The organism is Spirillospora sp. NPDC049652 (genome assembly GCF_040675125.1).
GTDB lineage: Bacteria > Actinomycetota > Actinomycetes > Streptosporangiales > Streptosporangiaceae > Spirillospora.
The window spans coordinates 1-5,681 of record NZ_JBFAOF010000434.1; the positions used below are offsets into that span (position 1 = coordinate 1).

General features: G+C 74.9%; 6 protein-coding genes. 2 read left to right on the forward strand and 4 right to left on the reverse strand.

The window, feature by feature from the left end:
• Positions 1 to 1,225: lysylphosphatidylglycerol synthase transmembrane domain-containing protein (locus AB0J52_RS24360; RefSeq protein WP_500184416.1), on the reverse strand; the 1,225-nt coding region annotated here is incomplete at its 3' end.
• A 217-nt stretch (positions 1,226 to 1,442) separates the two neighbouring features.
• On the opposite strand from AB0J52_RS24360, the gene AB0J52_RS24365 reads away from it, so the two are divergent.
• Both AB0J52_RS24365 and AB0J52_RS24370 read left to right on the forward strand, forming a co-directional pair.
• A complete protein-coding gene (locus tag AB0J52_RS24365; RefSeq protein ID WP_500184417.1) occupies positions 1,443 to 2,903 on the forward strand; it encodes a hypothetical protein in 1,461 nt (486 codons plus the stop codon).
• Between the two features lie 118 nt (positions 2,904 to 3,021).
• Positions 3,022 to 3,711, forward strand: coding sequence for an HAD family hydrolase (locus AB0J52_RS24370; RefSeq protein WP_500184419.1), 690 nt, complete (start codon positions 3,022 to 3,024; stop codon positions 3,709 to 3,711).
• A 106-nt stretch (positions 3,712 to 3,817) separates the two neighbouring features.
• Here AB0J52_RS24370 and AB0J52_RS24375 read toward each other — a convergent pair whose 3' ends face one another.
• The 3 genes from AB0J52_RS24375 to AB0J52_RS24385 all read right to left on the reverse strand — a co-directional run bounded on the left by AB0J52_RS24375 (position 3,818) and on the right by AB0J52_RS24385 (position 5,427).
• Positions 3,818 to 4,255, reverse strand: coding sequence for a hypothetical protein (locus AB0J52_RS24375; RefSeq protein ID WP_500184421.1), 438 nt, complete (start codon positions 4,253 to 4,255; stop codon positions 3,818 to 3,820).
• A 102-nt stretch (positions 4,256 to 4,357) separates the two neighbouring features.
• A complete protein-coding gene (locus AB0J52_RS24380; protein ID WP_500184422.1) occupies positions 4,358 to 4,846 on the reverse strand; it encodes a ferritin-like domain-containing protein in 489 nt (162 codons plus the stop codon).
• Positions 4,834 to 5,427: a hypothetical protein gene (locus AB0J52_RS24385; RefSeq protein WP_500184423.1), complete on the reverse strand. Its 594-nt coding sequence runs from the start codon at positions 5,425 to 5,427 to the stop codon at positions 4,834 to 4,836. The genes AB0J52_RS24380 and AB0J52_RS24385 overlap by 13 nt, the downstream gene beginning before the upstream one ends.
• Between the last annotated feature and the right edge of the window lie 254 nt (positions 5,428 to 5,681).

A 5,681-nucleotide genomic window follows, 5' to 3' on the forward strand; every position in this document is an offset into this window, starting at 1 on the left:
CGGACGCCGCGAGCGCCGGCGCGTAAGGGGTGAGCGCCGCGAAACTGCCGCACGCCTCCAGCGCGACGCGTCCGGCCCGGGTGAGCATCGCGCGCGCACGAGCCCCCGCGCGTTCCTGAAGGGCGAGCCAGGCGACCCAGCCCACGCCGACGACACCCCAGTAGGAGACGAGCCGGTACAGGCCCACGGCAGCGGCGGCGGGCGCGACGGCCGCGCCGAGCGCGACCAGTGAGGCGGCCATGCTCGACTCGATCGCGCCGATGCCGCCGGGGAGCAGCGGCAGCAGGCTGCCCGCCGCCTGCGCGGCGAAGTAGGCGAGCGTCACGCCGGTCGGGTCGAGGTCGAGGCCGACCGCGCGGGCCGCCGCGAACAGCGCGAGGATGTCGCAGACCCAGTTCATGACCGCGAGCAGCGCGAGGACGCCGACGTCCCGGGCCCCCGGACGCAGCAGGACCGCCGCGTCCAGCAGCTTGTCCACCCACGGCGCGATCTTCGGGTGCGCGGTCAGCCGGCGGTGCGCCCACCGGAACGGGACGGCCAGCCGGACCCGCAGCGGACGCCAGAACAGGGCCGGTCCGACCACCGCCGCGAGGACGGCGGGGTAGGACAGCGCGGTCAGCGCGGGGCCCCGCGCGAACGGGTCGGTGAGCAGCGCCAGCAGCCCGATCAGCGTGTACGTGCCGGTCGTGATCACACCGCCGACCACGATCACCGCCGTGGCCACCCGCGCGGACACGCCCGCCCGCCGGAACTGCTGGAAGGTGAACACCACGCTCACCGCCGGCCCCGCCGGAAGCGTCGTGGACAGCGCGTTGCCCGCGTAGGTGATGGCGAACGCGCGGCGCACCGGCATCCGGTGCCCGCCGATCCGCAGCAGCCGCCGCTGGAGCCGGGCGAACGCGCCCATCGACAGGGCCTCGGCCAGCACCACGACGACCAGCCAGAGCCGGTCGGCCTTCCGGGTGGCCTGCCACATCGCCCCGAAGTCGGGGAGCTTGTCGCTGAACAGGGCGAGCGATCCGAGCGCCGCCAGGACCAGGCCCCACTGCACCAGCGCGCCGATCCTGCGGGCGCGGCGGGAGCGGGTGTCCCGGGCCGGCGCGAGCGGGAGATCGGGCCCTTCGACCTGGTCCCCCTCGGCTTCGACCCCGGCCTCGGCCGGAGCGCCGGGGGAGGGGAGTGTGCCCTCGCCGGGAGAGACGGGTGCCGCGACGGACGCTGTCATGTCACGGTCACCTCGCAAAACCGACTCAGCTGGGGCAACTCCGCGATCAGTAAGAGTGTTCCCCGTCACCGGTCACAGAATCGCAAAGTGAGTCCTGTCACACCTGCGCACCGGCTATGGGTGTCCGCGCTGTGCTGAATGCCGGATTCTCTACGCTTTGTTGCGATCTGCACCTCCCGCCTTTCGACTCGGGCCCCACCCCCGTGGGAAGGACCACATGCCCCCCAGCATGCCGCGCCTCCGCATGCCCTCCAGGCGCGTCTCCACCGTGCTCGGCCTCGCCTCCGGCGCACTGGCCACCACCCTCGTCGCCGCCGGGATCGCCGCCGCCACCGACTCCGGCGGCACGCTCACCGCCGTCCCGCGCGCGGCGGTCTCCACGAAGCCCGGCCAGACCACCACGCTGTCCGGCGTCTCGTTCAAGCTCCGGTGGAAACCGGCCGATCCGGCCGCGATGGCGGCGCTGGACCGCCTGGCCGCCGACAGGCGCACCGCCATGAAGGCCGTGTCGCTGCGCGACGTCGCCGCCGACACCGCCGACGCGCGCCGCCTGACCTGGAAGACCAGGTGCTCCTCGGCGGCCCGGTCGGCGGTCGCCGCCCTGGACGCCAGGATCAAGGTCGGCGCGTGGTGCCCCGAGTTCCGCCCGGGGATGAGCGACGAGGCGAGCCCGAGCTGGACCCCGCAGGGCGTCGCCGTCAGCCGGACCGCCCAGCTCGACGGCCTCGCGGTCAGCTGGTACCACGTCAAGGACCCCAAGGCGAAGAACCCGGTCACCGACATGGCGCGGCTGACCGTCGGCAAGCGCCCGGAGGTGTCCAAGACGGGCGGCTACCACGCCGTCCAGCTCGCGGTCCCGACGCGCGACGCGTCCGGGAAGGTCGCCGCCAAGGACGTGAACCTCCAGCTCGGCGGTCCCGGCGGCATGAGCGCCCAGGGCGTCGCCGAGGCGCCGCAGCACGCCGGCGGCGTCTCCATCGTCGGCAACTACGCCTACCTGTCCGACACCGCGGCCGGCCTGCGCGTCTACGACCTGCGGCGCACCTACAAGGTGACCCCGGGCGGCGGGCTCGGCATCGGCCCGGACGGCAGATTCCACGCCCACGGGGAGCACTACGTGCTGTTCGAGGTCGGCCGCTACCAGTTCGACCGGACCGCGTACGGAAGCTGCCCGGCCTGGACCGTCAAGCCGTCGGCGGTGAACAAGCAGCTCTGCTTCAGCACCGTCACCTACGACCCGACCTACCCGACGCCGAGCCTGGTGACCGCCGAGTACAAGCTCTCCGGCGGGATCGGCTCGACGCGTCCCGTCCGCGTCGTCCGCTGGCCGCTCGCCTCGAACGGCATGCTGGCCGCGAGCGGCGGCGTGGTCACCTCCAAGGCCGTCTACGGGACGGTCACGCCGAACGTGCAGGGCGTCGCGTCCTACTACCGGGCGGGCCAGGGCGCGTCGTTCTACTACTCGGTCAGCGGCGGCGGGGCGGTCAGCCCGGGCCGCGTCATCAGCGACCGCGCGGGCCGCGACCCGTTCACGATCGTCGGAGTGATCGGCGGCGAGTCCTTCGCCTACGACCCCTACTCGGGCGGCGACCGCATCTGGGGCGTCACCGAGCACGCCGGCAAGCGGCTGGTCTACTGGGCCTACCGCAAGGACCTCCAGCCCAAGGGCGACCGCTGACCGACGCCGATCCGGGGGCGTCCCGCGAGCCGGGACGCCCCCGCTCCCGCTCCCCGCACCGTGATTCACCTCATAGCGGCGTCAGCGTGATCTGCCCGCGGTGACTACCCTTTCGGGCATGAGCGTCAAAGCGGTGATCTTCGATTGGGGCGGCACGCTGACCCCCTGGCACGACATCGACATCGCCCGCATGTGGCACGAGATCTGCTCCACCGGCCTCGACCCCGCCGAGGTCGCGGACACCGCGGCGCGCCTGCACGCCGCCGAGGTCGAGCTCTGGCGGCGCGGCACCGACGAGCACCGCAGCGCCACCCTCGACGAGGTCTTCGCCACCGCGGGCGTCGCCCCCAGCGAGGCGCTGCTCACCGCGGTCTTCGACCTCTGGACGCCGCACACGCTCATCGACCCGGCCGCCCCCGCGCTGCTGCGCGAACTGCGGGCCCGCGGCGTGAAGGTCGGCGTGCTGTCGAACACGATGTGGTCGCGCGAGTGGCACGAGCGCATCTTCGACCGCGACGGCGTGCTCGGCCTGCTCGACGGCGCGGTCTACTCCAGCGAGATCCCGTGGACCAAGCCGCACGCCGAGGCGTTCCGCGCCGCGATGGCGGCCGTCGGGGCGGACGACCCGTCCGCGTGCGTGTTCGTCGGCGACCGCCCGTTCGACGACATCCACGGCGCCAAGTCGGCCGGGATGCGCGCCGCGCTCATGCCCAACAGCACCGTCCCGACCTGGGAGGCCGAGCCGGACGCCGTCCTGCACGGCGGCCTCGGCGACCTGCTGCCGCACATCGACCGCTGGTCCGCCTGACGGCACCGGCGGACGGGCCGAAGGGCTCTCGGCCGACGCGACCACGACGAGAAGCGGGCGGGGGCCTCGACACCCGAGGTCCCCGCCCGCGTCATGTTCGCGTGGTTCAGGCCGCCCTGCCGACGGCCTTCCCACCGCTGTTCCCGGCGGTCTTCCCGTCGCCGCCGAGGGTCTTCTCGGACCTCTTCGGCCGCTCGGCCTTCGCCGCGGGCTGCGCGCCCGCCGGCCCGGCCGCGTCCGCCGGCCTCTTCTGCGCGAGGTCGGCGTCCGTGCCGACCGGCAGGCCGAGCTCGTCGCGGACGGTGCCGAGCAGGCGGTCGACGCGCGCCTGCAGGCTGGCCAGGTTCGCGCGCGCCACGTCGGCCTCGGCCTTGGCCCGGCGCGCCTGGCGCCGGGCCTCGTCCCGCTCGGCCGCCAGATGCGCGAGCTGCGCCTGGTAGGCCGCCTTCAGCTCGTCCAGCGGGGACGCCGCGGACGACGTCCCGGACGCCGCGGCGGACCCGGAGTTGATCTCGGATACGGACTCGGACTGGTGCATGGTCATGACGTCTGGATTCCTTCCCCCGAGGGTCCCAGTACCCCTGCGAAACGGACTAACGCGGACTATCGCCACACAGTTCCCAGGGAAACCCGCGCCGGGAGAAGATCAGTCTCCGGAGCCGCCCGGTTCCGGAGCGGGGGCCAGCGACGCGTCCGGAAGCCCCGGGAACGCGCTGAACGGCCCCGTCACCCGGCCCGCCCCCGACTGCGCCTGCCAGCGCACCGAACGCGCCATGGCCTGCTGCATCTCCCGCGCCGCCATCGTCCGCAGCGCGGGATCGGGCACGCCCGCGAGCCCCGCGTACGCCGTCACGACGTCCCGCTCCAGCGCCGCCGCGAGCTGCGCCGCCGTCCGTGCCGACGTCGGGCGCACGGGGAGCCGGTACACGGGAGCGGCCGCCACGGCCCGGACGCCCCGCGCCGCCAGCCGGGAGATCAGCTCGTCGCGCTGGGCCCGGTGGTCGTCCCAGACCGTCCGCGCAGTGGCCTGGGCGGTTCCGCGGAGCCGGGCCCCGAGCACCCCGTACCCGTACACCGCCGCGTGCTCGGCCTTCAGCGCCTCCTGGAGCGCCGACACGGTCGTCACCTCGCCCACGACGCCCTCCCCAACGCCTCGGCGTGCCCGGCCTCGCACGCCCCGATGCTCGCCAGGAGCTGCGCGAGCCCCGCGTCAACCTTCGCCACGGCCGCCGTCAGCCGCGCGGCCGCGCCCGTCTCCGCCCGCCGCAGCTCGGCCAGCACCGCGGGCGTTCCCCCGGGAGGCGGCGCGACCTGCGCGGCCGCCGGGATCCTGCCGCCCTCGTCCGCCCGGTTCCCCGACCCCGGGACGTAGTGGCGGCGCAGCACCGACAGGTGCGAGCGGTGGTGGGCGAGCACGGGATCGAGCAGCCAGGCCAGGTCGGAGTGCGCCGAACGCGCCGCCTCGTAGCGGGCCACCAGCTCCTGCTCCGCCGTGATCGCGGCCACCAGCACCGGCAGCGCGGCCGTGTCGGCCTTCGCGGGCCGGACCGCCCGGCAGCCGCCGAGGAGCGGCAGCGCGGGCAGCGCCAGGGCCGCCGATCCGCCCAGCAGGGCGCGGCGGGACGGCGCCCCCGCCCCCGGTTCCGTCCCGGGCGGTGCCGCGGACGGCGCCGCCGGACGCGTGGACAGGCCCTTCCCGGCCGCGGCCTCGGGCACGCGCGACTCCTCACCGGATCACAAGGGTGGGTGGAGTGGCCAAGCATCCCACATCCGGGCCCCCGCGGTGTCCCGGCGGCACGCCGGTGAGCTGTCCGAAAGGCCGCTGAGGTGTCCGGCTGTCGATAGTCTTGAGGGGTCACCGGACACACGGTGGATTCCGCACAACAGGAGGAGGTCCCATGAGCGTCGAGTCCCGTGGCGGCAGCGCTCACCGGGGCCGCGCCGGCGCGGAGGCCCCGACCGGGGGCCCG